The following is a 24,673-nucleotide window of genomic DNA, read 5'->3' as shown; positions in this document are numbered from 1 at the left end:
ATGACGTGGCCGGTAAGAAGCAGGACCGCATCGACCCCGCGTGGCCGCAGGTGGCCGACGGTGAGCACCCGTTCACCGAGCTCCTCACCGACAAGCAGGGTGCGCTGTCGCCGTTCGGCGAGCTGGCCTTCCCGCTCGACGTGGTTCCCTACGAGCACCCGGAGACTCACCGGAACAAGTGATCCACGGCTGTCAAGGGGAACTCGGCGGTAACCAGGCCGGGCGTAGCTCACACTCGGGAAAGTTCTAGCCTTTTTCGTATTGGGTGAAGTTCCGGTCGCTGAGCAGCCCCGCGGGGTTGCCTCCCGGATGGCGATCTGCTCCGGCGGTCCGCGGGACCGCCGGAGAACGGCACCCGCCAAGTTCACAGCCGTTCGCTCGACAGGGGTGTGCCATGCCGGTTCCAGGTCCGGGTTATTCGATCACCGTCCGCGTCGAGGCGCCGCCGTCGACCACCGCCGCCGGTGACCTGACCAGCGCCATCGGTCGGGCCGGTGGCGTGATCACCGCGTTCGACGTCGTGGAGTCGCACGCCGATCGCATCGTCGTCGACATCACCTGCAACGCGCTGTCCGCCGACCACGCCAACGACCTCACCGTGCTGCTCAACGAGCTGCCCGGGGTCAACGTCCGCAAGATCTCGGACCGGACGTTCCTGGTGCACCTCGGCGGCAAGATCGAGGTCAGCTCGCGGGTGGCGCTGGCCAACCGCGACGACCTCTCGCGCGCCTACACGCCCGGTGTCGCCCGGGTGTGCACCGCGATCGCGGAGAACCCGGAGGACGCGCGGCGCCTGACCATCAAGCGCAACTCGGTCGCCGTGGTCACCGACGGTTCCGCCGTGCTCGGGCTGGGCAACATCGGCCCGGAGGCGGCGCTGCCGGTGATGGAGGGCAAGGCCGCGCTGTTCAAGAAGTTCGCCGGGGTCAACGCCTGGCCGGTGTGCCTGGACACCCAGGACACCGAGGAGATCATCCGCGCCGTCGAGCTGATGGCCCCGGTCTACGGCGGCATCAACCTGGAGGACATCGCCGCGCCGCGCTGCTTCGAGATCGAGGCGCGGCTGCGCGAGAAGCTCAACATCCCGGTGTTCCACGACGACCAGCACGGCACCGCCATCGTGGTGCTCGCCGCGCTGCGCAACGCGATGCGGGTGGTCGGCAAGGACATCGCCGACAGCCGGATCGTGGTCTGCGGGGTCGGCGCCGCCGGCTCGGCGATCATCCGGCTGCTCCAGCACAAGGGGCCCGCCGACATCGTCGCGGTGGACGTCGACGGCATCGTCCACACCGGACGCGGCGACACCGACCCGAACCTGCGCTCGATCGCCGAGGCCACCAACGCCGAGGGCCGCACCGGGACGCTGGCCGACGCGGTGCGCGGCGCCGACGTGTTCATCGGCGTCTCGGCGCCGAACCTGCTGCGGGCCGAGGACGTCGCCTCCATGAACAGCGACGCGATCGTGTTCGCGCTGGCCAACCCGGACCCGGAGATCGACCCGCTGGAGGCGCAGCAGCACGCCACCGTGGTCGCCACCGGCCGCAGCGACTACCCGAACCAGATCAACAACGTGCTGGCGTTCCCGGGCGTGTTCCGCGGACTGCTCGACGCCTACTCGCACGAGATCACCGACGACCTGATGGTCGCCGCGGCCAACGCGATCGCCGACGTGGTCGACGGCGAGCGGCTCAACGCCTCGTTCATCGTGCCGAGCGTGTTCGACTCGGCCGTGGCCCCGGCGGTCGCCGACGCGGTGAAGCGCGCCGCGCTGGCCGACCGCGCCGGCGATCCCGCGCCGGGCGGGGGGACGTCGCTACCCTGGGCAATGGCCGAAGACCTGGAGTTTTGAGGTTTCAGTGTGGTGGTCTTTTTGCGGGCCGGTGCGGGTAGCGGAACCTCAGCTGCCTTCTCGCGGTTGAAGGTGTTGTGGTCCCGTTGCTTGGGGGTGCCGGTGGCGGAACCTCAGCGGCCTTCTCGCTCCGGGCGCCCTTCTTGATGTATGCCAATACACGGCATCAGGGCGTCCTCGCGAGAAGGCCGCTGAGAACCCGCGGCGGTGCCAGTTGCTTAGGTGGGGCAAAGCGGAAGCGGGCTTCGCCGCTTGCCTGACGGTGGTTGCGATCGGCGCGTGCGTGGCTGGAAGCGGCTTTCGCCGCTTGCTTGACGGTGGTTCTGTTCGGCGCGTGCGTGGTGCGTCGCGCCTTTGGTCCCCGCCGGGGAGGTCTCGTCAGTCGGTTCAGGTTTCGTTGACCAGGTGAGGGGCACCCTTGTCCGAGTAACTTGGGCAAGGGTGCCCCTCACCTGGCTTCTGATCGGTGCTGCACGCGTGGTGAGGTGTGGTCGGGTCCGGTATTAGGCTCGGGTGCATGGCGCAGGACGAACTCACCCACGTCGATGCGGCGGGGGCAGCCCGGATGGTGGACGTCTCGGCGAAGGAGGCGACCGCCCGGACCGCGATCGCGACCGGCGTGGTGCGCACCACCGCCGAGGTCGTCGCGCTGCTGCGCCGGGACGGGTTGCCCAAGGGCGACGCGCTGGCCACCGCCCGGATCGCCGGGATCATGGCCGCCAAGCGCACCCCCGAGCTGATCCCGCTGTGCCACCCGATCGCGCTGTCCGGGGTCCGGGTCGAGCTGGAACCGGGTGAGGACGAGGTCCGGATCACCGCCACCGTCCGCACCACCGATCGCACCGGCGTCGAGATGGAGGCGCTGACCGCGGTCACCGGCGCCGGGTTGGCGCTGCACGACATGATCAAGGCGGTGGACCCCGCCGCCGTGCTCGACGCCGTCCGCGTCGAGCGCAAGGAGGGCGGCAAGACCGGCACCTGGGTCCGCGACCGCTGAGCGCCCGTCGCGGGGAGCCCCACCGGCTTTCCAGGACGAGGCGCGACGACTGCACGAGCAGGCTCTGAGCCCCGGGAGGCTGGGCATGACGAGAACGGCACGGGTGATCGCCGCATCCAACCGCGCGGCGGCCGGGGTGTACGAGGACCGCACCGGTCCGGTGATCGTCGACTGGCTGCGGGCGCGCGGCTTCGACGCCCCGGACCCGGCCGTGGTGCCCGACGGCGATCCGGTCGCCGCGGAGCTGCGGGCCGCGATCGCGGAGGACGTGCAGGTGGTGATCACCACCGGCGGCACCGGCATCAACCCGACCGACCGCACGCCGGAGGTCACCGCCGCGGTGCTGGACTACCCGATCCCGGGGCTGGCCGACGCGATCCGCGCGGCGGGCCTGCCCGGGGTGCCGACCGCGGTGCTGTCCCGGGGGCTGGCCGGGGTCGCCGGGCGGACCCTGGTGGTGAACCTGCCCGGCTCGCGCGGCGGCGTGAAGGACGGGCTCGGCGTCCTGGACGGCGTGCTGGAGCACGCGGTGGACCAGCTCCACGGCGGCGACCACCCGAGGCCGACCCGCACCCCGGCGGACGTGCTGCGCGCCGAGGTCTCCGGCGAACCGCTGGACGTCGACGCGCTGGCCCGCCTGGTCGAGCACCGCGCGGCCGGCGCGGTGGTGACCTTCGGCGGCGTGGTGCGCGACCACGACGGCGGCCGGGGCGTGCGCGAGCTGGAGTACGTCGGGCACCCGAGCGCCGACGAGGTGATCGCCGAGGTCGCCTCGGACATCGCGCTGCGCTTCGACGGGGTGCGGTCGCTGGCGGTGGCGCACCGGATCGGTCTGCTCGGCATCGGGGACGTGGCGCTGGCCTGCGCGGTCGCCGCCGAGCACCGCAAGCAGGCGTTCAACGCGTGCTCCGAGCTGGTCGACGAGGTCAAGCGGCGGCTGCCGATCTGGAAGCGCCAGGTCTTCGACGACGGCGCCGAGGAATGGGTCAACTGCCCCTGACGGTCCACCGCTCGCCCGTCCCGCTGCCGACTGCGGACGTGAACGGGCCCCCGCCGCTGGGGGCGTGCGGCGGGGGCCCGAGTTGGGGGGAGCACGTGCCGTGTCGGGGGGTACGACACGTGCTCCCGGCCGGTCGACCGGAGCCGACCGGCCGGCTCATCACCTGATGTCGAGCTGCTGGCCCGGGAAGATCAGGTTGGGGTCGTCGACGATGTCGGAGTTGCGCTCGAAGATCGACTGGTAGCTCACGCCGAACCGCTCGCCGATCTTGCCCAGCGTGTCACCGAGCTGGACGGTGTAGTCCGCGCCACCGGCCTTGACCTGGCTGCGCGAGCTCGACGTGGTCGAGGACTCGCTGCTGGACTCGGAGGATTCCGAGCTGCTGCTGGACTGCGAGTCGCTGGAGGACTCCGAGGAGCTCGTCGAGGAGCTCCCGCTGGTCCAGTTGGTCTTGGCGGTGCAGCCCGGCCAGGCGTTCGCGCCCTGCGCGGCGAGCACCTTCTCGGCGACCGCGATCTGCTGCTCGCGGGTGGCCTGGTGGGCGCTGGAGGCGTACTCGGTGCCGCCGAAGGCCGCCCAGGTGGACGGCGAGAACTGCAGGCCGCCGGAGTAGCCGTTGCCGGTGTTGATGCTCCAGTTGCCGCTGCTCTCGCACTGGGCCAGTTCGTCCCAGTCCGCTGCCTGCGCGGTCGGGGCCGCGATGGCGAGCGGGGTCGCGATCACCGCGCCCGCCACGGCGGCGCGGGTCAGCGTGCGACCGGAGTTGGTCTGTTTTCGGTGCTTGCCGTGATAGCGAGCCATGTCCCTCTCTCCTGCCGCGCCTGCGAGGTGAGCTGTCGGGTTCGGGCTGAGAGGCAGCCCGGCCGACTCGGGGAAGTCGGCTTCACCCCTAGGGCTTCGGGGAGCCCGGTGGTGGGTCCCCCGCCCCTGTCCGGTTTTCCTTCGTTTCGGGGTTGAGAAGTCCGCCGGACAGGGCTCGGCGCTGCGGACTTCCCGCTCCTTGCTGATCGGTTCGGGGCCGACCGATGAGCGACACTACGTAACCGAAGGGGAGATCGGAAATCTTGGAGTATGTGACGGTCGTCACGGTAACGAGCGGAAAGGGTGTGCCGATCCGGGGTATTTTCGCTGATCAGAGCGTTGTTATCGGTTCGTTTCCTGGCCGATATCGATCACCGTCCGTGAGGCGTGGGTCACCTCGTTTTCACCCTCAGATAAGGCTCGTCCCACCCGTCCAACGCGTCACCGCGCTCGTGGGGCGGCCTTCGCGCGCCCGATTCATGATCACCGAACGATATCAGAAGAATACTCAGAGTGTCCGATTCGCTCGCCGGGATGGAGGGCTTCTCGCCCGCGCGAGGGGGTCCCGCGCGACGCGCCCGGGCGGCACCCCCTTGACGACGCCCGGAATTCACTCGGATGAGACTCCACGACACGCCGGTGCGTGTTGTATTCGCACGCACGCGCGCGCCCGCGCGCGCGGATAGAAGAGGTGCGGCGCGGGGGTGGGAACGAGCTCTCAGCGGCTCTGCGCCGGAACGGAGGGGTCGTCGGGCCCCGCTGGGCACCCCGGCGCGCGCACGGCGACCTCAGCGGGCCGCACGGCCGCACTCGGTCCCGGGGACACCGCTGGAACGCCGGACGGCCCGCCGCGAGGGCCTGCGACGCGGCTCGGGGAACCGCGGGTTCAGCCGCCCGCGAACGGCGGCAGGACGTCCAGCGCGGAGCCGTCGGGCACGGCCACACCGCGGTCGCGCACCGCGACGCCGTCGAGCAGGAAGCTGCAGGCCGCGACCACCTTGGCCAGGGCCTCGCCGTGGCGTTCCAGGACCGCCTGGATCACGTCGGCGGCGGTCGCGGGGCAGCCGGGGCCGGGGGCCACGCGCACCGTCTCCTCGGCGACGCCCGCGGCGGCGCGGGCCCCGGCGAAGTACCGGACCCGCACGGCCACGGTCTCCGCCTGCTCAGCCGGGATCGTCATCGCCCTAACCCCCGATCGCGCTCATCGGCCGGGACGGCTGGGCGAAGCCCTCGGAGTCCACGCCGTGCCCGGCCGCCTTGCTCCACATCGTCTCCTGCCACAGCCGCACCAGTTCCGCGTCCTCGGCGCCGGAGCGCAGCGGCGCCCGCAGGTCGGTCTCGGTGGTGGAGAACAGGCAGTTGCGGAGCTGGCCGTCGGCGGTCAGCCGGGTCCGGTCGCAGGTCGCGCAGAACGGCCGGGTGACCGACCCGATGACGCCGACCGTCGCCGGGCCGCCGTCCACCAGCCAGCGCTCGGCGGGGGCCGAACCCCGCTCCGCCTCGTGCGGGGACAGCTCGAACTCGGCGCCCAGCCGCTCCAGGATCTCATCGGCCGTGATCATCCGGTCCCGGTCCCAGCCGTGCTGGGCGTCCAGCGGCATCTGCTCGATGAACCGGAGCTGGTAGCCGTGCTCGACGCAGAAGCGCAGCAGGTCGACGGCCTCGTGGTCGTTCTGGTCGCGCATCAGCACCGCGTTGACCTTGACCGGCTCCAGCCCCATCCGCTTCGCCGCGGCCAGGCCGTCGAGCACGTCGTCGAGCCGGTCGCGCCGGGTGAGCTCCTGGAAGACCTCGCGGTCGAGGGTGTCCAGCGAGACGTTGACCCGGTCCAGCCCGGCCGCCACCAGCGGTTCGGCGAACTTCCCGAGGTTGATGCCGTTGGTGGTCAGCGAGGTCTTCGGGCGGCTCGGCAGCGCGGCGGTGGCACCGATGATCTCCACCAGGTCCTGCCGCAGCAGCGGTTCGCCGCCGGTGAACCGCACGTTGGTCACGCCCAGCTCCTCGACGGCGATCCGGATCAGCCGGTTCATCTCCTCGGTGTCGAGCAGCTCCGCGCGCTTGAGCCAGGGCAGGCCCTCGGCGGGCATGCAGTAGGTGCAACGCAGGTTGCACTTGTCGATCAGGGAGACCCGCAGATCGGTGGCGACCCGGCCGAACCGGTCCACCAGGTGCGGCGTGTCGGGACGCCCTGCCGTGTCGGTCGCGCTGCGCACGACCGGAATTCCCAGGTCCGTCACCCCACGACCCTAACGCGAAATGGTGCGGGATTTCGATCGAGCGGGTGGAGTCACGTGCCGCCGCGACCGCACTCCCGATCTCCGGATTTTCGGAGATATTCCCTCTTCTGTTCCGCAGTTGCGGAGGTATGGTGCCCCTCGTGCCGCACTACCGTATCGCCGAAGTCGCCGGGCTGCTCGGGGTCAGCGACGACACCGTCCGCCGCTGGGTGGACGGCGGCCAGCTCCCCGCGGACCGCGACGGCGGCGGGCGCCTCGCCGTGGACGGCGCGGCGCTGGCCGAGTTCGCCCGCGCGCAGGCGCACGCCGCGCCCGATCCGTCCGGGGTGGGCCGCTCGGCGCGCAACCGGATGGTCGGGCTGGTCACCGAGGTCCGGTCGGACCGGGTGATGTCCCAGGTGGAACTGCAGTGCGGTCCGCACCGGGTGGTGTCGCTGATGAGCACCGAGGCGGTCCAGGACCTCGGGCTGGCCCCCGGGGTGCTCGCGGTCGCCGTGGTCAAGTCGACCAACGTCGTGGTCGAGACACCGGGGGAGCGATGATGCGCCGGATCCCGAAGTTCGTCGCGGCGCTGGTCGCGGTGCTGGCGGTGGCCGGGTGCGGGCAGCGGGCCGACACCGGTTCCCAGCAGCTCACCGTGCTGGCCGCCGCCTCGCTGACCGAGGCGTTCGAGGAGGTCGCCGCCCGCTTCGAGCAGCAGCACCCGGGCGTGTCGGTCCGCTTCGACTTCCAGGGCTCGTCCACCCTCGCCGAGCAGGTCGTGCAGGGCAGGCAGGCCGACGTCCTCGCCTCCGCCGACCCGGCCACCATGGCCGAGGTCGTGCGGACCGGGGCGACCGCCGGGCAGTCGGCGACCTTCGCGACGAACCGGCTGGCCATCGCGGTGCCGCCGGGCAACCCGGCGGGCATCCGGTCGCTGGCCGACCTCGGCGACCCGGGGGCCGTCGTGGTGGTGTGCGCGCCGCAGGTCCCGTGCGGTGCGGCGACCGAGGAGGTCGAGCGCGCCGCCGGGGTGCGGATCCAGCCCGCCAGCGAGGAGAACGACGTCAAGTCCGTGCTGCGCAAGGTCGTCGCCGGGGAGGCCGACGCCGGGCTGGTGTACCGCACCGACGTGCGGGCGGCGGGCGGTTCGGTCGAGGGCATCGAGTTCCCCGAGTCCGCGCGCGCGGTCAACGACTACCCGATCGCCGCGCTGGCCGACGCGCCGAACCCGGAGCTCGCCGACCGGTTCGCCGACTTCGTGCGCGGGCCCGCCGGGCGCGAGGTGCTGGCCGCGCACGGCTTCGGCGCGCCGTGAGCGCGCGCTCGGCCGTCCCCCGGGTGCTGTGGCTCCCGGCGGTGGCCGCGCTGGCGCTGGTGGTGCTGCCGGTGCTCGGGCTGTTCACCCGGGTCGATCCGACGCGCCTGCCCGCGCTGCTGCTCAGCCCGGCCGCGCTGGACGCGCTGCGGCTGTCGGTCCAGACGGCGGCGCTGTCCACCGCGCTGTCGCTGCTGCTCGGCGGCCCGCTGGCGGTGGTGCTGGCCCGGTCCCGGATGCGCGGGCTGCGGGTGGTGCGCGCGGTCGTGCTGCTGCCGCTGGTGCTGCCGCCGGTGGTCGGCGGGCTGGCGCTGCTCTACCTGCTGGGCCGGACCGGCCCGGTCGGCGGGCTCCTCGACGCGGTGGGCCTGCGGCTGCCCTACACCACGACCGCCGTGGTGCTGGCGCAGGTGTTCGTGGCCATGCCGTTCCTGGTCGTCGGCCTGGAGGGCGCGCTGCGCACCGCCGGGGCGCGCTACGAGCAGGTCGCGGCCACCCTCGGCGCCGGTCCCTGGCTGGCGTTCCGGCGGGTCACGGTGCCGCTGCTGCTGCCCGCGCTCGGCTCCAGCCTGGTGCTGACCTTCGCCCGCGCGCTCGGCGAATTCGGCGCCACGATCACCTTCGCGGGCAGCCTCCAGGGCACCACCCGCACGCTGCCGCTGGCCATCTACACCGAGGCGCAGTCCGATGTGGACGCGGCGGTGGCGATGTCGCTGTTGTTGGTGGTGCTGGCGCTGGTGGTGATCGTGGTGGCCCGGCCCAAGGCGGTGGAAGGACGGCTGTGAGCGGACTGCACGCGGAACTCGACTTCGAGCGCGGCGGGTTCGCGCTGCGGGCGACGCTGTCGGTGGCCCCCGGCGAGGTGCTCGCCGTGCTCGGACCCAACGGCGCGGGCAAGTCGACCCTGCTGTCGGTGCTGTCCGGGCTGGTCAGCCCGCCGCGCGGCCGGGTCGAGCTGGACGGCGAGGCGTGGCTGGACCCGACCCGCGGGATCGACGTGCCCACCCACCGGCGCGGCGTCGGCCTGCTCGCCCAGCAACCGCTGCTGTTCCCGTACCTCAGCGCCGCCGACAACGTCGCGTTCGGCCCCCGGGCCGCCGGGGTCGGCAAGCGCGCGGCCCGCGAGACCGCGGCGCACTGGCTTGCCGAAGTGGACGCCGCCGGGCTCGCCGACCGCAAGCCGGACCAGCTCTCCGGCGGTCAGCAGCAGCGCGTCGCGGTCGCGCGGGCGCTGGCCGCCGAACCGAAGCTGCTGCTGCTCGACGAGCCGCTGGCCGCGCTGGACGTCGACGCCGCACCCGCCCTGCGCGGGCTGCTGCACCGGGTGCTGCGGCGGCAGCGGCGGCCCACCGTGCTGGTCACCCACGACGTGCTCGACGCCGTGGTGCTCGCCGACCGGGTGCTGGTGCTGCTCGACGGGCGGGTCGTCGAGCAGGGCCCGACCCGCGACGTGCTGTCCCGGCCGCGCGAGCCGTTCACCGCGCGGCTGGCCGGGCTGAACCTGCTGCCCGGCACCGCGGACGAGGACGGGCTGGTCTTCGACGGCACCCCGCTGCGCGGCCGGACCGCCGAACCGCTCACCACCGGCGACCCGGCGGCCGCGGTGTTCGCCCCGGCGGCCGTCGCGGTGCACCGGGACCGGCCGGGCGGCAGCCCGCGCAACGCGCTCGCCGTTCGGCTGTCCTCGCTGGAGCCGCGCGGCGACGTGGTGCGGGTGCGCGGCGCGGTCGGGGACCGCTCGCTGGCCGCCGACGTCACCCCCGCCGCCGTCGCCGACCTGCGGTTGGAGCCCGGCGAGGAGGTCTGGTTCGCGGTGAAGGCGGCCGAAGTGGCCATCCACCCCCTCTTCGGAGGATCATCGGGGGCGTGACTGAGCTGGCTCCCTGGACGTACCTGATGGACATGGACGGTGTGCTCGTCCACGAAGAGCACCTGGTCCCCGGCGCGGACCGCTTCCTGGCGAAGCTCCGCGAGCACGGGGCACCGTTCATGGTGTTCACCAACAACTCGATCTACACCCCGCGCGACCTGCGCGCGCGGCTGGCGCGGACCGGTCTGGAGGTCGAGGAGGAGGAGATCTGGACCTCGGCGCTGGCCACCGCGAAGTTCCTGGAGGAACAGCGTCCCCACGGCTCGGCGTACGTCGTGGGGGAGTCCGGCCTGACCACGGCGCTGCACGGGATCGGCTACGTGCTCACCGACCGCGACCCGGACTACGTGATCATCGGCGAGACTCGCACCTACAGCTTCGAGGCGATCACCAAGGCGATCCGGCTGGTCGAGGGCGGGGCGCGGTTCATCGCCACCAACCCCGACGAGAAGGGCCCCAGCCGGGAGGGCACGCTGCCGGCCACCGGGGCCGTCGCGGCGCTCATCGAACGGGTCACCGGCCGCAAGCCGTACTACGTGGGCAAGCCGAACCCGCTGATGATGCGGTCGGCGCTGCGCGCGCTGCGGGCGCACTCCGAGCACACCCTGATGATCGGGGACCGGATGGACACCGACGTGCGCTCCGGGCTGGAGTCCGGGCTGCAGACCATCCTGGTGCTCAGCGGCATCTCCAGCGACAACACCGCGGAGCTGTTCCCGTTCCGCCCCACCAAGGTGATCTCCTCGGTGGCGGACCTGGTGGACCACGTCCTCGACCCCTTCTCGGCCTAGTGCGCTCCTCACCCGATCGTGACGTGAGTGAGGGGCACCCTTGCCCGAGTAACTTGGACAAGGGTGCCCCTCACTCACATTCCGAACGGGTGATGGCGGTCAGTCCTGGCCGAGGAGTCGCTTGGCCTCGGCGCGCATCTGGACCTTGCGGACCTTGCCGGTGACCGTCATCGGGAACTCGTCGACGACGTGGACGTAGCGCGGGATCTTGTAGTGCGCGAGCCGGCCGGTGCAGAACTCGCGCAGCGCGGGCGCGGTCAGCTCGGGGGAGCCGTCGCGCAGCCGCACCCAGGCCATCAGCTCCTCGCCGTACTTCGGGTCGGGCACGCCGATGACCTGCGCGTCGAGCACGTCCGGGTGGGTGTGGAGGAACTCCTCGACCTCCCTCGGGTAGATGTTCTCGCCGCCCCGGATCACCATGTCCTTGATCCGCCCGGTGATCTCCACGTAGCCGTCGGAGTCCATCACCGCGAGGTCGCCGGTGTGCATCCAGCGCGCCGCGTCGATCACCTCGGCGGTGCGGTCCGGCTGGTCCCAGTACCCGAGCATCACCGAGTAGCCGCGGGTGCACAGCTCCCCGGCCTGCCCGCGCGGCACGACCAGGCCGGTCTCCGGATCGACCACCTTGATCTCCAGGTGCGGTCCGACGCGCCCGACCGTGGAGACCCGCCGCTGCACCGAATCGTCGGCCCGGGTCTGCGTCGAGACCGGGGACGTCTCGGTCATGCCGTAGCAGATCGAGACCTCGGCCATCCCCATCCGCTCGATGACCTGCTTCATCACCTCCACCGGGCACGGCGACCCGGCCATGATCCCGGTGCGCAGCGAGGACAGGTCGTGGTCGGCGAAGTCGGGCAGGGCCAGCTCCGCGATGAACATCGTCGGCACCCCGTACAGCGAGGTGCAGCGCTCGGCGGCCACCGCGGCCAGCGAGGCCGCCGGGTCGAAGCCCTCCGCCGGGATCACCATCGCCGCGCCGTGCGTGGTGCAGGCCAGATTGCCCATGACCATGCCGAAGCAGTGGTAGAAGGGGACCGGCAGGCACACCCGGTCGGTCTCGGTGTAGCCGCACAGCTCCCCGACGAAGAACCCGTTGTTGAGGATGTTGTGGTGCGACAGCGTCGCGCCCTTCGGGAAGCCGGTCGTGCCCGAGGTGTACTGGATGTTGATCGGGTCGTCGCTGGACAGCGTCGCGGCGATCGCGGCGAGCCGCCCCCGGTCCGCCGAGCCGGCGGCCAGCGCCTCCCACTCCGGGGTGTCGAAGAAGACCACCCGCTCCAGCGCCGCCCGACCGTCCCGCACCTGCCCGACCATCGCGGCGTAGTCGGAACCCTTGAACCCGCGCGCGGCCACCAGCATCCGGACCCCGGCCTGGTCGAGCACGTACTCCAGCTCGTGGACCCGGTAGGCGGGGTTGATGTTCACCAGCACCGCGCCGATCTTCGCGGTCGCGTACTGGATCAGCGTCCACTCCGCCCGGTTCGGCGCCCAGATGCCCACCCGGTCGCCCTTGCCGATCCCCGCGTCGAGCAGTCCGAGCGCCAGCGCGTCGACGTCGGCGACGAACTCGCGGTAGCTCCACCGGCGCCCGGAGGTGCGCTCCACCAGCGCGTCCCGCCCGCCGAACCGCGCGGCGGTCCGGTCCAGGTTCGCGCCGATCGTGTCGCCGAGCAGCGGGACGTCGGAGATTCCCGAGGCGTAGCTCGGCTGTGCGGGTTCCACCACGACGACCTCCTCAGAAAGAGTGGTGCAGGACACTCATCCTGGTGGTCCGAACGCCCGTTCTCCACCCCCGGATGCGTTCCGATGTGCCGACTTCCGGGGGTGGCAGCAGGGGAACCTTCCGGTCACCGGTGGTAGGAAGGTTCCCCTGCTGCCACGTCGGCCGGGGCGGGGCTCACCCCGCGGTGGGATGGTCCGCGCGGTCCCGCGCGGTGATCGCGTGGCCCTGCGCGGTCGAGCCGTTACCGTCCTGAGCGGAGAACTCCTGATCTGAGCCGCACCGCACCGCCACGCCCGAGCACCGCACACGCCAGGGGGCGCCGTTGATCACCGAGCTGGAGCTGGAGCGGATCGCCGCGGCCATCGAACGCGCGTTCCGCCGGACCACCGAGGGCCCGAGCTGGGCGGAGGTCGAGCGGTTGCGCCTGCAGGCCGACCTGGTGGACCGGCTCGCCGCGGCGCAGCGGCACTGGAGCGGATCGCTGAGCGCCCGCGCCGAACTCCTCCGCGACGCCGCGGAGCGGATGGCCGACGAGCTCAACCACGTCACCTCGGCCATCGCCGCGACCCCGCCCGACGGCGTGCGAGGTGTCCGCACCCCGCACGCCGAGTGAAGTTCAGGCGGAGGACGCCCGCGCGAAGGCCTCGTCGTCCTCCTTGCCGAACTGGTCCTCCAGGTGTTCCGGGGAGGCGTCCACGTCGATCTGCGCCAGCGGCACGCCGCGCGCGCTGGAGATCGCGCCGAGCCGCCGGGTCAGCCGGTCGGTGGCGTAGGTGGTGAGTTCGTCCTTGTCGAGCTGGAAGGGCAGCACGTCGGGAGCGTCGTCCGGCCGCCACTGCACCTCGGCGATGACGTGCGGGAGCAGGCGCTGCATCTGGTCCTCGACGATCTCCCAGTTCTTCTCGTCGGCGGCGACGTGGCGGCGGCAGGTGAAGGTGCCCCAGGCCATGTGCCTGCGCTCGTCGTCGCCGATGAGCCGGATGACCTGCTGCATCCCGGGGAGGATGCCGTTGCTGCGGCAGATCTTCTGCCAGGCGAAGTAGCCGGTCAGCGCGAGGCTCCCCTCGACGACGTGGTTGTAGGTGACCGAGGCGCGGACCTGGTTCTCCGGGCTCGGGTCCTCGTGGAGCGCGTGCAGCGTCTCGGGCAGCGCCTCGTAGAAGATCGCCCGGTAGCCCTCGTTGCCCTCGATGTACTCGTGCAGGTCGTCGGTGAGGCCGACGGCGTCCATCCAGAGCCGGAACACCTGGGTGTGCTTGGCCTCCTCGAAGACGAACTGCGTCAGGTACATCTCGTCGCCGAAGCGGCCCTCGGCGGCCATCGCGGCCATGAACGGCTGGAGGTCCTCGGTGACGGCTTCCTCGCCCGCGATGAACTGCGTGCACAGGCCCGCGACGCTGCGCCGCTCGTCGTCGGTGAGGTTGCGCCAGTCCTCGGCGTCCTGGCTGAAGTCGATGTCGGTGGGGTTCCAGAACTTGGCGTTGCCCTTGGTGAACAGCCGCAGCGGGAGGGAGTCCCAGTTGAAGCCGTTGGCGCGCAAGGAGTGGAAGCCTGCGCGGTGGACGGAGTTCGCGGTGGTGCTCGTCATGGCCGACTCCAGCTCGCCGAAAATGTGAGGGAGATTACGAACTCGATTTTCGGTACGGAATAGTTTCGCGTCAAGGGAACAGCCCCGGCCGGTGGACGCGGTCCGGGCGCCGCGCTGACCCGCCGCGCGGCGCCCGGGCCTCGGGAGCAGGCGCTTAGGCTGGCCGGGTGGCCGGAGAGCTGGTGGTCGGATTCGACCTCGACATGACCTTGATCGACCCGCGGCCCGGCATGGTCGCGGCCTTCGACGTGCTGAACGCGGAGTTCGACGCCGAGTTGGACGGTGCGCACTTCGCGGCGCACCTGGGGCCGCCGCTGGCCGACGTGCTGCGCGGCTACGAGCTGGACGAGCCGCTGGTCCGCAAGCTGGTCGACCGGTTCCGCGAGATCTACCCCGAGGTGGTGATCGGCTCGACCGCGCCGACCGCGGGGGCGGCGTCGGCGCTGGCGGCGGTGCGCGCGGCGGGCGGGCGCACCCTGGTGGTCACCGGCAAGTACGAGCCGAACGCGGCGCTGCACCTCCAGGCGTGCGGGTGGACCGTGGACCGGCTCGCCGGGGACGTGTTCGCCGCGGGCAAGGGCGTCGTGCTGCGCGAGGAGGGCGCCGGGATCTACGTCGGCGACCACTACGGCGACATCGCCGCGGCGAAGGCGGCCGACGCGCTCGCGGTCGCCGTGGCGACCGGCCCGTACGACGCCGACGAGCTGGCGGCGGCGGGAGCCGACGTCGTGCTGCCCGACCTGACGGCGTTCCCGGACTGGCTCGCCGGCCACCGGGCGTGAGGACCCACCTCGCTCCGGCGGCGGCCCTTCGCCGCCGCGCCGAGCACCCGGGGCGCCACGTCGGTCGCGATCGGCTGAACGGGCGCGATCGGTCAGGTCGCGGCGTCGCCTGCCGCCGCTTTCGGGCAGCGGGGGCGTTGCGGACTACCGGCGGCGCGCGCGCAGCACGGTGGCGACCACGCCGAAGATGAACCCGGCGGGCGCGAGCAGCGTCGCCAGGTTCAGCCACACCGGCAGGTTCTGGTGGCCCAGGGCGTACAACCCGAAGATCGCGATGATCGACAGCAGCCCGGCGGCGAACAGGACGATCGACACCGGCAGCACCGCGGAGCGCGTTGAACTGGCCATGCCCAGCAGCGTAGGCCGCGCGGTCGGGTCCGCCGCAACGGGCCTCGGGCGGAAGGCTGGCCTGACCCCCGGGTCCCCGGGGTACCCTAGTGATGACGCGTCCCGGCGCGCCCGACTGCGTGGCGTATTCGGGGCGCTTTCGTCGTGCGGGGGTGGTTCGTCCCGGCGCGGCGGCCGACGCGGTCGGTCGGCTGACTGCCGCGCCGGTGCAGGTCACCGGCCAGGTTGGTCGGTCGGACCGACGGGTGGAACACCGGCGCGGCCGGTGGGACGGTGACAGGACAGGCGGGCCCGGAGACGGGCGGTTCGACAGGGAACGGTGAGGACAGTGCCGACCGGCAGGGTCAAGTGGTTCGACGCGGACAAGGGCTTCGGCTTCCTGACCCAGGATGATGGTGAGGACGTCTACGTCCGTGCCTCCGCGTTGCCCTCGGGCGTCGAAGCCCTCAAGACCGGGCAGCGCGTCGAGTTCGACATGGCGCAGGGTCGACGGGGGCCGCAGGCCCTCCGGGTGCAGCTCGTCGATCCGCTGCCGTCGGTGGTGGAGGCGCGTCGCCGCCCGGCCGACGAGCTGCACGGCATGGTCGAGGACATGATCAAACTCATGGAGGACCGCGTCCTGCCCGACCTGCGCCGCGGGCGCTATCCCGATCGCAAGGTCTCCAAGCGGATCGGCGAGGTCGTGCGCGCGGTCGCCCGCGAGCTCGACCCGGGCGGGTCGTGATCGACCGCCGCGACGCCCAGCGATCCGACGTGCTCGGCGGTGCGCCCTGCGCGCTCCGCCGAGCCGCGGCGTGGACGCGGTGATCGGGCCCGTCCGGTCCGCAGCGCTGGAACGCCCTTTCCGCCACGGCGAAGCCGGGGCCAGCACCTGAGCAGCCCGCACCGCTGAGGTCCCGCCACCGGCACCGCCACGCTGCCTCGCGGTCGTCCGCGGTCGTTGGCCGCCGCCGACGTCCAGTTCGGACTCCGCAGGGCGTCCCGGCCGTCGGCCCGCGCGCCCCAGCGCGGCCGGCCACGGGCGGGTGCGCTCCGCCTGCGCCGACCTGTCCCGGGCACCCCCGGAGTGGTGGCCGGGCGGCGACGTCGCACGCCGGAGCGCGGACGTGCCGCGCCTCAGCCGTGGGTCTGGAGCACCCAGGCGCCGCCGATGCCGAAGTTCACGCCGCCGTTGGCGCCCGCGGTGAGCACCGCGGAGAACCGCTGCACCTCGACGTGTTCGAGCTGGACGCCGTCCTTCGGCATGGTGAGCGTGTAGGCGTGCCGCTCGTCCGGGGCGAACACCGCGCTGCGGCCGTCGAGCTGGCGCCCGGCCGCGTCGCGGTAGAGGAACACCACCTGCCACGGGGTGCTGGCCACCTCCGCGGGCACCGAGATCTGCACCGGGGCGTGGTCCGGGACGCGGAGCCTGCCGAACGACCCCTCGGCCGTGTCGCACTCCTCGCCGGTCGGGTCGCAGAACAGCGTCGGGTCGACCGCGGTCGAGTTCCCGTGCGAGTAGAACGTGACCTGCGGTTCGTGCGGGGCGGCGCATCCGGTGGCGAGCACGACGCCCCCGACCGCCAGCAGCGACTTCCATCCTCGATGCACGACGCGAGCCTACGACGTGCGCTCCGCCGTCAACGGCCCCGGTGGTGACCACCGCCCGCCGCGCCACCACGAGCGGCGGAGACCGCCCCACCGCACCGGCGGACCGACCGGGCCCGCCGCGACCGGTGCGGTCGGAATCGGCGTGATCGGGCCGACCGCGACCGCACGTGCCGCGCTCGCAGCGATCCGGGCCGCAGCGGTCGCGACGGGGAGGCGGACACGGCGGGATCAGCAGGCCGGTCGTGGTGAACGGCAGCCGGGTCGCGGCGCGCGCCAGCACCGCGGCGAACCGCCCGGCGGGGCGCGGTCGACCCTCGGCGCGACCGCCGGACCGACGCCGGACCACCGCACGGCAGCGCGTCAGCAGCGGTCGCACGACCGCGCTGCGCGAGAACCGAACCGCGCACCAGTGCGATGCGACCGCGTGCCAGCCCGCGCACCAACCCACCGCGCCCGCCCACCAGCGCGCCAGCACATCGCGCGAGCCCGCCCAGCAGCGCGCCAGGGCCGCACGCCAGCGCGCGCGGGGCGTCGGCGGGGGAGCGGACCCGGGTGGGGGTCCGCCGTCGGGGACGAGCCGCAGCCGTGGTCGCCCGGCCGCCGGGTCGGGCTCCGGTCGCCCGCGCCGCGCCCACCACCGGCGCAGCGCGCCGATCAGCCCGCGCACCGGCCGGAGGCCGCCGACCGCCGACGTCCACCGACCGCGTTCCGTTCCGATCCCGTTCATCGCTGCCACCTCCGTCCCCGACCGCCCGATGCGATCGGTGTTCTCGGAGGAAAAGAGGCGCGCACCCCGCCGCCTGATGCACCCGCGGTCGCTACTTCCGCCGATCGGGTGATCAGGCCGGGACGAAGCGCACCCGGAACACGTGCGGCCAGTACTTGCCGGTGAGCAGGAACTCGTCCGTGCCGGGCACGGCGGCGATGCCGTTGAGGACGTCGGTGCCCCGGCGCTCGGCGGGCGAGAGCAGCCCCGAGGCGTCCACCACCGCGGTGACCTGGCCGGACGCCGGGTCGATCCGGGCGATCTCCTCGCTGCCCCAGACGTTGGCCCAGACCTGGCCGTCGACGCACTCCAGCTCGTTGAGCAGGTCCACCGGTTCGCCGCCGGCGCGGACCTCGACCGTTCCGCGCTCGGCGAACGTCGTCGGGTCGCGGAAGGTCAGCTCGTCGCTGCCGTCGCTCATCACCAGGCGGGAGCCGTCGAAGCAGAGCCCCCAGCCCTCGCCCTCGTACTCCACCCGGCGCAGCTCGGCGAGGGTCCGGCGGTCGCGCTCGAACGCAACCCCTTCCTGCCACGTGAGCTGCCAGATACGGTCACCGGTGATGGTGATGCCCTCGCCGAAGAACTCCCCCGGGAGCCCGACCTCCCGCACCACGTGACCCGTGGCCGGGTCGGTCGCGCGCAGCACCGATCCGCCGTGCGTGCCGGTGCCTTCGTAGAGGAGCCCGTCGGCGAGTTCGAGGCCCTGAGTGAACGAGGAGCGATCGTGCGGCAGCGTGCGGATCACCTCCGCTCGAAGGTGTGGCAGGCTTCCCGGGTGCCCTATGCCCTGATCGGATTGCTCGTGGTCGCCCTGGCCGTCGTGCTGCGTTGGTGCCTGCGGCGAACACGCCAGCAGGACGGCGCCGAGCACGAACACCACGCACCCGAACAGCACGCGTCGACCCGTCTGGAGTGGAATCCGCACCCCGAAAGCTTGACACGGGCGCAGGCGGTCACGACCCCGTACGGCACAATCGGGCACGTGACGCCTATGCCTGCTCCGATGACCAGCCCAGGCGCGGGTGCCCCGTTCGAGGACGCCGGGCAGCCGGGCGGCGATGCCGCGCACCTGGATCCGGAACTCGCAGCGGCGGTGGCCCTGGCCCGCGCGGCAGCCGAGGAGGAGGTGGAACCCGGCGCCGAGCCGGAGACCGCCGAACCGGTCGGTGCGCACGTCGGCGTGGAGGCCGAGGGTCCGCACGCGGCGACGCACTTCTTCGAGTCGAACTACTCCGGCTACGTCGGCTGGCGCTGGGCGGTGACCGTGGCCAGCGTCGGGCCGGGCGAGCCGGTGACCGTCAGCGAGGTCGTCCTGCTGCCCGGGCCGGACGCCCTGACCGCCCCGGACTGGGTGCCGTGGAGCGATCGGGTGCAGCCCGGCGATCTGGGCGCGGGTGATCTGCTGCCCACCGAGCCGGACGACCCCCGGTTGGTGCCGGGGTACACGGGCGGTGACGACCCGGCGTTCGACGAGGTCGCCACCGAGCTCGGCCTCGGCCGCAAGCGGGTGCTCAGCCTCGAAGGGCGGCTGGAGGCGGCCGACCGCTGGCACGCCGGGGACTTCGGGCCCCGCTCCGAGATCGCCAAGATGGCTCCCGCGACCTGCGGCACCTGCGGTTTCTTCCTGAAGATCGCCGGTTCGATGGGTGCCGCCTTCGGCGTCTGCGCCAACGACGTCTCGCCCGGTGACGGCCGGGTGGTGCACGTCGAGTTCGGCTGCGGGGCGCACTCCGAGGTGGAGGTCGACACCTCGTCCACGGTCCCGGTCGCCGAGATCGTGTACGACGACACCTCGGTGGAATACGAGCCGCGCAACCAGTGACGACCGATCCGTTCGGCACCGCCGCCCTGCGCGCGGACGTACTGCGCTCCTGGCGCGACTCGCCCACCCGGTTCCGGGAGGACGCCAACGCCGAGGAGGACCTCCGGCTCGGCGGCTACCGGGACCGGCTCCTCGTCGAGCTGGCCCAGAACGCGGCCGACGCGGCGGGCAGCGGTGGGGCGCTGCACGTCTCGATCGCCGACCGCGAACTGCGGATCGCCAACACCGGGGCGCCGCTGACCCCCGAGGGCGTCACCGGGCTGGCATCGCTGCGGGCCTCCACCAAGCGGACCGGGGCCTCGGTCGGCCGGTTCGGCGTCGGGTTTGCCGCGGTGCTCGCGGTCTCCGACGCGCCGCGGCTGGTGTCCACCACCGGCGGGGTCGGGTTCTCCGCGTCGCGCACCCAGGCCGAGATCGCCGACCTGGCCGGACCGGCGCGCGAGGCCGAGGCCCGCGGCGGCGCGGTCCCGGTGCTGCGGCTGCCGTGGCCCGTCGAGGGCGCCCCGCCGGAGGGCTTCGCCACCGAGGTCCGGCTGCCGCTGCGCGCCGACGTCGAGCCCGACGAGCTGCTCGCGTCGTTCACCGACCAGATCCCCGGCCTGCTGCTGGCGCTGCCCGCGCTGCGCGAGATCCGGATCGGCGACCGGACCTGGCGGCGCGCCGACGAGTCCGCCGACCAGGTCGTCGTGCACGGCCCCGTCCGCTCCGACCGCTGGCTGGTGCACCGGGAATCCGGTTCGCTCGGTGCCGAGGAGCTGGCCGGGCTCGCCACCGAAGCCCGGGAGGTGACCGGCTGGCGGATCTGCTGGGCGGTCCCGCTGGACGACGACGGGACGCCGATCGCGCTCGCCGAGGACGTGCTGCACGCGCCCACCCCGACCGAGGAGCGGGTGTCGCTGCCCGCGCGGCTGCTGGCCGACGTGCCGCTGGAACCCGACCGCAGGCGCATCGCGACCGCCGGGGCCGCCGAGGCGGTGCTCCGCCGCGCCGCCGAGCACTACCCCGAGCTGGTGCGGAAGCTGGCTCCCCGGCACCGGCCCGCGCTGGTCCCGCTGCCGGGCTTCCCGCTGTCCGACGTGGACGAGGTGCTGCGGCGGGGCGTCACCGACCGGCTGCGCGTCGCGGCCTGGTTGCCGGGCGCCGACGGCGAGGCGGTCGCGCCGGTGTCGGCGTCGGTCCTCGACCACGTCGCCCCGGAACTGGCCCGGCTGCTGCGCGAGGTGATCCCCGGGCTGCTCGACGCCGAGCTGTCCGAGCCGGGATACCGCCGCCCGCTGCACGTCCTGGAGGTGGCGCGCGTCGGTGCCGCCGAGGTCGTCGAGGCGGTCTCCGGGCTCGACCGCCCGCCGCAGTGGTGGCGCGAGCTCTACGACGCGCTGGCGGTGGTCGACGCCGCCGATCCGACCGCGCGCGAGGACCTCACCGCGCTGCCGGTCCCGCTGGTCGACGGGCGCACCGTCAGCGGCGTGCGCGACGTGCTGCTCGGCGACCGCGACGCCGACCCGGACCCGGCCGCGCTGCTGGCCGACCTGGACATCTCAGGACTGCGCATCGCCCACCCCGACGCGGTGCACCCGCTGCTGGAGAAGCTCGGCGCGCACCGCGCCGGTCCGGCCGAGCTGCTCGACGCGCCGCCGCTGGCCGAAGCGGTGCGCACCAGCGTCCCCGACGCCCGCGCCGGGATGGACGTGCTGCCGCTGGCCGAGGCCGTGCTGCGGCTCGTCGAGCGCGACCGCCCGCGCGACTGGCTGGGTGCCCTCGGGCTGCCCGACCGCGACGGCGACGTGCGCCGCGCCGACGAGCTGCTGCTGCCCGACGCGGCGCTGCTCGACGTGCTCGACCCGGAGAACCTCGGCGAGGACGCGGCGCTGGCGGTGCTCGACGACGACTTCGCCCGGCGCTGGCCGGCCGGGCTGCTGCGCTCCCTCGGCGTGCTCGACGGGTTCGCCGTGCACACCGAGGAGGACCCCACCGAACCGGACGACGACTTCGCCGACGTGCGGGAGTGGTGGTCCGAGCAGGAGAGCGCGCAGCCCGACCACTGGCCGCCGCCGGTCTTCACCGCCATCCGCGACCTCGACCTGGTCGCCGACGACGCCTGGCCGAGGGCGCTGCGGCTGCTGGTCGGCGAGCCGGAGACGGCGCACGCGCTGCGCGATCCGCGCGGCTATCCGGCGTGGTGGATCGCCCGGTACGCGGTGCTGGCCGGAGCTGCGCCGCGCGCGTGGCGGCTGCCCGGCGCCGAAGGGCTCGCGGGCCTCTACGACCCGGTCCCCGACGTTGGCGTCGACGAGTCGGCGCTGCGGCTGGCCGGGATCCGCGCCGAACTGCGGGTGCTCGACGTCGACGACGCGGCCGACCTGCTGGAACGGCTCGGCGACCCGGAGCGGGCGGTGCGGCCCGGAACCGCGCTGCGGGCGCACGAGGCGCTGGCCGAGGCGGTCGCCTGCGGGGTCGTCGACCCGACCGCGATCGACCCGCCGGAGCAGGTGCGCTCGGTGTCCGGCGCGGTGGTCAGCACGTCGAACGCCGTCGTGCTCGACGAACCGTGGATGCTCGGCGTGCTCGACGCGCCCCTGGTCGTCGCGGGCGGCAGCCCGGACGGGTTCGACGCCGAGGCGCTCGCCGAATTGCTCGACCTGCCGCTGGCCTCCGAGGAGAACACCATGCGGGTCGCCGGGCAGGGCGAGCGGCGCCCGTGGACCGAGGTCGCCCGCGTCGCCACGGCCTGCGAACTCCTCGGCGTCACGCTGCCGGGCGGTGCCGTCGACCTGCACGACGAGCTCCACGTCAGCACCGCCGAAGGGCAGCGGCGGGTGCACTGGTGGGTCGACACCACCGGGACGCTGCACGCCGAGCGCAACCCCGACGGCCTCTCCCGCGCCCTCGCCTGGTCGGCGGGGGAGTGGGGCGAGCGCTTCGCCCTCGCCGCACTGCTCGCCGACCCCGAGGCGACGACGCTGCTGCGCTAGCCCTTCAGCGCGGTGAGGAAGTCGGTCCAGCGCTCGCGGTCGAAGGTGAGCACCGGACTTGTCTCGCCGAGCTTCGAGTCACGGGCTCCGACGATGCCTCGGCCGAAGCCCACCTCTACGCACATGCCGCCGTTTCCGTTGCTCCTGCTGGACTTCCGCCAACGCGTGATGTCGTACATGAGATCACCTCTTTAGCCAACAGCGGTCAATGCTGCACGGAGCAGCTTCGCCGATTCTTCCGCATCACTGGCCATCTGCCGAAGAGTTCTGAAGGCTTTTCCGAACTGGGCCACTTCCTCCGCGCGCTCGATGTAGAGGCTCCCTGCCAGGTTGTCCAGGAAGACGACACTCGGGATGGGTTCCTGAAAGAAGAGGTGACCGAACGGCGAACCGCTGGCGGCGTGTGCACCAGCGCTCATCGGGAGCACTCGGAGGTCTGTGTGCGGATCGTCGAGGTGATCAAGCAGTTGCCGAAGCTGAGCGCGGCGTGTCGATGCGGACCCGATGCAGCGCAGTAGGGCCGACTCGTCGACGATTGCGCTCAAGTGCATGCCAGCCTCGCGAAACTTCGTCTGGCGCTGCATCCTCAGCTCGACTTGCGCTTCCGTCGCAGCAGGGCCGAGCTCACGTGCGTATGCGGTCATCAGCGCCGACGCGTAGTCCTTGGTCTGAAGAAGGCCGGGAACGAGGTCGATCTCGAAGTGGTGGATGGCGGTGGCTTCCGACTCCAGTTCCAGGTAGTCGCGGAATCGCTCGGGAAGCGCTTCGTCGTAGGCGTCCCACCAGTGGGTGCGGCGTGCGTCGCGGGCGGTGCGCACGAGCCAATCGCGAACTCCGTCCTCGGCTGCGTAGAGCTCGCAGAGCACGCGCACGTCTGCGACCGAGACGCCCATGTTCGCTGTCTCGACCTTGGACACCTTCGAACGGGACCAGCCCATCTCGTCCATGACCTGTTCCGGGGTGATCTCCGCTGCCTCCCGGAGGCTGCGCAGGGTCGCCGCGAGTCGTCGTCTGCGCACCGTTGACGCCGTGCCCTTGGTCATGTCCCCAACCTAGTTGATCACCCGAACTGGTTAATTAGGAAAATTTTCCGATCTGAAACGTTGACCTTGATCGATCCTGTTGGGACTCTCCGTACTGAGAGAACTCGCTCTGTGATCGAAGGAGGTCAGGGATGTTCGGATCGAGCAAGCTTCACTACATCTGGCGGCCGGTGACGGGTGGGCGGCATGCGTTCGCCGTCGAGGCTCGTGATCAGCCGAGCGGGGAGCTGGTCACCGCGTTCTGCGGGGTGGCGGCGGACGCCGCCGAACTCCGCGGTCGCACCGAACTGGACTGGATCCGCGAGGACACCTGCATGGACTGCTGGCGCCATCTCGCCGACCCGCAGCCGCGCCCGCGCTGACCGTTCCGCACCCACCGGAAGGACCCGACCCGTGTTCTGGCTCCACATCGGCACGTTCGTGCTCATCAACGTGCTGCTCCTCGCCCTGATCGGCACCGCGATGACCGGCCGCGCGCTCCCCGCGCAGCACGCCGGGGCGGGCGAGGGCGGCTACTCCGTCTGGCAGCTCATCGCCGCCGTCGAGGCCGAGCGCGACTGCGCGCCGCCGCCGAGATTCCCGTGCCACGACCCGGACGCGTACTACTACGACGACGAACCGGAACCCACCGGCCGCCACCACCTCCGCGCCGAGGCAGCGCCGTGAGCGAAGAGGTCCCGGTGGGGCGGTGGGTGGCCGCCGGGTACCAGAACCACGTGGTGCCCCGCTCGGAAACCCCACCGCTGCTCGCCGCCCTGTGCGGGGTGCTGTCCGAACCGGGCGAGCTGAGCGCGCCGGACGGCCGCCCCACCTGCTCGGTCTGCTCCGCAGCGGTCCGCGCGGGCCGGATCGTGCTCGGCTAGGGATCTCGTGGTGGGAAGCGAAAACGGCCCGCACCGGGGTCGGTGCGGGCCGCTCGGCTACGACTCAGCGGTCGTTGCCCCAGTCGCCGAAGACGGCAGGGGCGACCTTGGGCAGACCCAGCTCGTCCCACGCCTCGTCGGTGTCGACCATGTACTTGTTCTCGTGCTCGAGGTCGTCCTCGCCTTCCTGGCCGCGCCCGCGAGCACCGGCACCGCCCATGGCACCGGCCGCACCGCCGCGTCCACCCGCAGCGCCACCGGCGCCGCCAGCGGCACCGCCGACACCGCCGAGCCCACCGGCTCCGGCGCGACCACCGGCGCCGACTCCGCCCGC

Annotated in this window: 27 protein-coding genes, 2 pseudogenes and 1 riboswitch; of the genes and pseudogenes, 18 read left to right on the top strand and 11 right to left on the bottom strand. The window is 72.8% G+C overall.

What is annotated here, in order from left to right; genetic code table 11:
• Positions 1–5: 5 nt before the first annotated feature.
• The 4 genes from ABD976_RS28300 to ABD976_RS28285 all read left to right on the top strand — a co-directional run bounded on the left by ABD976_RS28300 (position 6) and on the right by ABD976_RS28285 (position 3,846).
• Positions 6–182, top strand: coding sequence for a hypothetical protein (locus tag ABD976_RS28300; RefSeq protein WP_345368129.1), 177 nt, complete (start codon positions 6–8; stop codon positions 180–182).
• 212 nt (positions 183–394) lie between these two features.
• Entirely contained in the window at positions 395–1,849 is a 1,455-nt protein-coding gene (locus ABD976_RS28295) for an NAD-dependent malic enzyme (RefSeq protein WP_345368128.1), read from the top strand.
• Positions 1,850–2,366: 517 nt separating this feature from the next.
• Positions 2,367–2,846 carry a cyclic pyranopterin monophosphate synthase MoaC gene (gene moaC / locus ABD976_RS28290; protein ID WP_345368127.1) on the top strand — a complete coding sequence of 160 codons (480 nt, stop codon included), beginning with the start codon at positions 2,367–2,369 and terminating at the stop codon, positions 2,844–2,846.
• 85 nt (positions 2,847–2,931) lie between these two features.
• Entirely contained in the window at positions 2,932–3,846 is a 915-nt protein-coding gene (locus ABD976_RS28285) for a molybdenum cofactor biosynthesis protein MoaE (protein ID WP_345368126.1), read from the top strand.
• A 159-nt stretch (positions 3,847–4,005) separates the two neighbouring features.
• Here ABD976_RS28285 and ABD976_RS28280 read toward each other — a convergent pair whose 3' ends face one another.
• The 3 genes from ABD976_RS28280 to moaA form a co-directional block, all read right to left on the bottom strand.
• Positions 4,006–4,647: a transglycosylase family protein gene (locus tag ABD976_RS28280; RefSeq protein WP_345368125.1), complete on the bottom strand. Its 642-nt coding sequence runs from the start codon at positions 4,645–4,647 to the stop codon at positions 4,006–4,008.
• A 1-nt stretch (position 4,648) separates the two neighbouring features.
• A riboswitch (cyclic di-AMP (ydaO/yuaA leader) is annotated at positions 4,649–4,809 on the bottom strand.
• A gap of 724 nt (positions 4,810–5,533) precedes the next feature.
• Positions 5,534–5,827 carry a MoaD/ThiS family protein gene (locus ABD976_RS28275; protein WP_345368124.1) on the bottom strand — a complete coding sequence of 98 codons (294 nt, stop codon included), beginning with the start codon at positions 5,825–5,827 and terminating at the stop codon, positions 5,534–5,536.
• Between the two features lie 4 nt (positions 5,828–5,831).
• Positions 5,832–6,884 carry a GTP 3',8-cyclase MoaA gene (gene moaA / locus ABD976_RS28270; RefSeq protein WP_345368123.1) on the bottom strand — a complete coding sequence of 351 codons (1,053 nt, stop codon included), beginning with the start codon at positions 6,882–6,884 and terminating at the stop codon, positions 5,832–5,834.
• A gap of 128 nt (positions 6,885–7,012) precedes the next feature.
• On the opposite strand from moaA, the gene ABD976_RS28265 reads away from it, so the two are divergent.
• The 6 genes and pseudogenes from ABD976_RS28265 (at position 7,013) to ABD976_RS28245 (ending at position 10,842) form a co-directional block, all read left to right on the top strand.
• Positions 7,013–7,426 (top strand): TOBE domain-containing protein, encoded by a 414-nt coding sequence (locus ABD976_RS28265; RefSeq protein ID WP_369774978.1) that lies wholly within the window; start codon positions 7,013–7,015, stop codon positions 7,424–7,426.
• Positions 7,426–8,181: a molybdate ABC transporter substrate-binding protein gene (gene modA / locus ABD976_RS28260; protein ID WP_369774986.1), complete on the top strand. Its 756-nt coding sequence runs from the start codon at positions 7,426–7,428 to the stop codon at positions 8,179–8,181. The genes ABD976_RS28265 and modA overlap by 1 nt, the downstream gene beginning before the upstream one ends.
• On the top strand, positions 8,178–8,966 hold the full coding sequence (locus ABD976_RS28255) for an ABC transporter permease (protein WP_345368120.1): 789 nt from the start codon (positions 8,178–8,180) through the stop codon (positions 8,964–8,966). The genes modA and ABD976_RS28255 overlap by 4 nt, the downstream gene beginning before the upstream one ends.
• A 53-nt stretch (positions 8,967–9,019) precedes the next feature.
• Positions 9,020–9,445: pseudogene (locus tag ABD976_RS29680) on the top strand (ATP-binding cassette domain-containing protein); the annotation flags it as partial.
• 60 nt (positions 9,446–9,505) lie between these two features.
• Positions 9,506–10,051, top strand: a complete 546-nt coding sequence (locus ABD976_RS29675; protein WP_425570132.1) for a TOBE domain-containing protein — start codon at positions 9,506–9,508, stop codon at positions 10,049–10,051.
• Between the two features lie 26 nt (positions 10,052–10,077).
• Positions 10,078–10,842: an HAD-IIA family hydrolase gene (locus ABD976_RS28245; RefSeq protein ID WP_345368220.1), complete on the top strand. Its 765-nt coding sequence runs from the start codon at positions 10,078–10,080 to the stop codon at positions 10,840–10,842.
• A gap of 99 nt (positions 10,843–10,941) precedes the next feature.
• Here the strand turns inward: ABD976_RS28245 and ABD976_RS28240 are convergent, their stop codons facing one another.
• Positions 10,942–12,567: an AMP-binding protein gene (locus ABD976_RS28240; protein ID WP_369774980.1), complete on the bottom strand. Its 1,626-nt coding sequence runs from the start codon at positions 12,565–12,567 to the stop codon at positions 10,942–10,944.
• A gap of 320 nt (positions 12,568–12,887) precedes the next feature.
• Between ABD976_RS28240 and ABD976_RS28235 the strand changes: the two genes are divergently transcribed.
• A complete protein-coding gene (locus tag ABD976_RS28235; protein WP_345368117.1) occupies positions 12,888–13,178 on the top strand; it encodes a hypothetical protein in 291 nt (96 codons plus the stop codon).
• A gap of 3 nt (positions 13,179–13,181) precedes the next feature.
• On the opposite strand, the gene ABD976_RS28230 is transcribed toward ABD976_RS28235, so the two are convergent.
• A complete protein-coding gene (locus tag ABD976_RS28230) occupies positions 13,182–14,153 on the bottom strand; it encodes a R2-like ligand-binding oxidase (protein ID WP_345368116.1) in 972 nt (323 codons plus the stop codon).
• 167 nt (positions 14,154–14,320) lie between these two features.
• Between ABD976_RS28230 and ABD976_RS28225 the strand changes: the two genes are divergently transcribed.
• Entirely contained in the window at positions 14,321–14,935 is a 615-nt protein-coding gene (locus ABD976_RS28225) for an HAD family hydrolase (protein WP_345368115.1), read from the top strand.
• A gap of 144 nt (positions 14,936–15,079) precedes the next feature.
• Here ABD976_RS28225 and ABD976_RS28220 read toward each other — a convergent pair whose 3' ends face one another.
• Entirely contained in the window at positions 15,080–15,283 is a 204-nt protein-coding gene (locus tag ABD976_RS28220) for a hypothetical protein (protein ID WP_345368114.1), read from the bottom strand.
• Between the two features lie 328 nt (positions 15,284–15,611).
• Here ABD976_RS28220 and ABD976_RS28215 point away from each other — a divergent pair, with 328 nt between their 5' ends.
• Entirely contained in the window at positions 15,612–16,007 is a 396-nt protein-coding gene (locus tag ABD976_RS28215; protein ID WP_345368113.1) for a cold-shock protein, read from the top strand.
• A 392-nt stretch (positions 16,008–16,399) separates the two neighbouring features.
• Here the strand turns inward: ABD976_RS28215 and ABD976_RS28210 are convergent, their stop codons facing one another.
• Complete coding sequence (locus ABD976_RS28210; protein ID WP_345368112.1) at positions 16,400–16,873, bottom strand: DUF2771 family protein; 474 nt, start codon at positions 16,871–16,873, stop codon at positions 16,400–16,402.
• A gap of 839 nt (positions 16,874–17,712) precedes the next feature.
• On the bottom strand, positions 17,713–18,423 hold the full coding sequence (locus tag ABD976_RS28205) for a glutaminyl-peptide cyclotransferase (RefSeq protein WP_345368218.1): 711 nt from the start codon (positions 18,421–18,423) through the stop codon (positions 17,713–17,715).
• Between the two features lie 219 nt (positions 18,424–18,642).
• Here ABD976_RS28205 and ABD976_RS28200 point away from each other — a divergent pair, with 219 nt between their 5' ends.
• Positions 18,643–19,461 carry a DUF3027 domain-containing protein gene (locus tag ABD976_RS28200; RefSeq protein WP_345368111.1) on the top strand — a complete coding sequence of 273 codons (819 nt, stop codon included), beginning with the start codon at positions 18,643–18,645 and terminating at the stop codon, positions 19,459–19,461.
• Positions 19,458–22,433, top strand: coding sequence for a sacsin N-terminal ATP-binding-like domain-containing protein (locus ABD976_RS28195; protein ID WP_345368110.1), 2,976 nt, complete (start codon positions 19,458–19,460; stop codon positions 22,431–22,433). The genes ABD976_RS28200 and ABD976_RS28195 overlap by 4 nt, the downstream gene beginning before the upstream one ends.
• On the opposite strand, the gene ABD976_RS28190 is transcribed toward ABD976_RS28195, so the two are convergent.
• Together ABD976_RS28190 and ABD976_RS28185 are read right to left on the bottom strand one after the other, a co-directional pair.
• Positions 22,430–22,612, bottom strand: coding sequence for a DUF397 domain-containing protein (locus ABD976_RS28190; RefSeq protein ID WP_345368109.1), 183 nt, complete (start codon positions 22,610–22,612; stop codon positions 22,430–22,432). The two genes, ABD976_RS28195 and ABD976_RS28190, sit on opposite strands and share 4 nt — an antisense overlap.
• Before the next feature lie 12 nt (positions 22,613–22,624).
• The gene (locus ABD976_RS28185; protein WP_345368108.1) at positions 22,625–23,476 is read right to left on the bottom strand and encodes a helix-turn-helix domain-containing protein; all 852 of its coding nucleotides are present in this window, start codon (positions 23,474–23,476) and stop codon (positions 22,625–22,627) included.
• 131 nt (positions 23,477–23,607) lie between these two features.
• Here ABD976_RS28185 and ABD976_RS28180 point away from each other — a divergent pair, with 131 nt between their 5' ends.
• Genes ABD976_RS28180 through ABD976_RS28170 form a run of 3 tightly spaced genes read left to right on the top strand, consistent with a single transcriptional unit; the run spans position 23,608 to position 24,339 of the window.
• Positions 23,608–23,838 (top strand): HC3 family zinc finger protein, encoded by a 231-nt coding sequence (locus ABD976_RS28180; protein WP_345368107.1) that lies wholly within the window; start codon positions 23,608–23,610, stop codon positions 23,836–23,838.
• Between the two features lie 31 nt (positions 23,839–23,869).
• Positions 23,870–24,142 carry a hypothetical protein gene (locus tag ABD976_RS28175; protein WP_345368106.1) on the top strand — a complete coding sequence of 91 codons (273 nt, stop codon included), beginning with the start codon at positions 23,870–23,872 and terminating at the stop codon, positions 24,140–24,142.
• Positions 24,139–24,339 (top strand): hypothetical protein, encoded by a 201-nt coding sequence (locus ABD976_RS28170; RefSeq protein WP_345368105.1) that lies wholly within the window; start codon positions 24,139–24,141, stop codon positions 24,337–24,339. Before ABD976_RS28175 ends, ABD976_RS28170 begins: the two co-directional genes overlap by 4 nt.
• 64 nt (positions 24,340–24,403) lie before the next feature.
• On the opposite strand, the pseudogene ABD976_RS28165 reads toward ABD976_RS28170, so the two are convergent.
• Positions 24,404–24,673 (bottom strand): annotated as a pseudogene (locus ABD976_RS28165) (hypothetical protein); the annotation flags it as partial.

Source organism: Saccharopolyspora cebuensis (genome assembly GCF_039542665.1).
Lineage (GTDB): Bacteria > Actinomycetota > Actinomycetes > Mycobacteriales > Pseudonocardiaceae > Saccharopolyspora > Saccharopolyspora cebuensis.
This window is presented reverse-complemented; position numbering and strand designations above follow the sequence as displayed.

Coding starts and splice junctions, on each gene's coding strand:
- ABD976_RS28190 (WP_345368109.1), bottom strand. CDS start 22,612: ATGTACGACATCACGCGTTGGCGGAAGTCCAGCAGGAGCAACGGAAAC.
- ABD976_RS28185 (WP_345368108.1), bottom strand. CDS start 23,476: ATGACCAAGGGCACGGCGTCAACGGTGCGCAGACGACGACTCGCGGCG.
- ABD976_RS28180 (WP_345368107.1), top strand. CDS start 23,608: ATGTTCGGATCGAGCAAGCTTCACTACATCTGGCGGCCGGTGACGGGT.
- ABD976_RS28280 (WP_345368125.1), bottom strand. CDS start 4,647: ATGGCTCGCTATCACGGCAAGCACCGAAAACAGACCAACTCCGGTCGC.
- ABD976_RS28265 (WP_369774978.1), top strand. CDS start 7,013: ATGGTGCCCCTCGTGCCGCACTACCGTATCGCCGAAGTCGCCGGGCTG.
- moaC (WP_345368127.1), top strand. CDS start 2,367: ATGGCGCAGGACGAACTCACCCACGTCGATGCGGCGGGGGCAGCCCGG.
- ABD976_RS28245 (WP_345368220.1), top strand. CDS start 10,078: ATGGACATGGACGGTGTGCTCGTCCACGAAGAGCACCTGGTCCCCGGC.
- ABD976_RS28295 (WP_345368128.1), top strand. CDS start 395: ATGCCGGTTCCAGGTCCGGGTTATTCGATCACCGTCCGCGTCGAGGCG.
- ABD976_RS28275 (WP_345368124.1), bottom strand. CDS start 5,827: ATGACGATCCCGGCTGAGCAGGCGGAGACCGTGGCCGTGCGGGTCCGG.
- ABD976_RS28220 (WP_345368114.1), bottom strand. CDS start 15,283: ATGGCCAGTTCAACGCGCTCCGCGGTGCTGCCGGTGTCGATCGTCCTG.
- ABD976_RS28200 (WP_345368111.1), top strand. CDS start 18,643: ATGACCAGCCCAGGCGCGGGTGCCCCGTTCGAGGACGCCGGGCAGCCG.
- modA (WP_369774986.1), top strand. CDS start 7,426: ATGCGCCGGATCCCGAAGTTCGTCGCGGCGCTGGTCGCGGTGCTGGCG.
- ABD976_RS28230 (WP_345368116.1), bottom strand. CDS start 14,153: ATGACGAGCACCACCGCGAACTCCGTCCACCGCGCAGGCTTCCACTCC.
- ABD976_RS28285 (WP_345368126.1), top strand. CDS start 2,932: ATGACGAGAACGGCACGGGTGATCGCCGCATCCAACCGCGCGGCGGCC.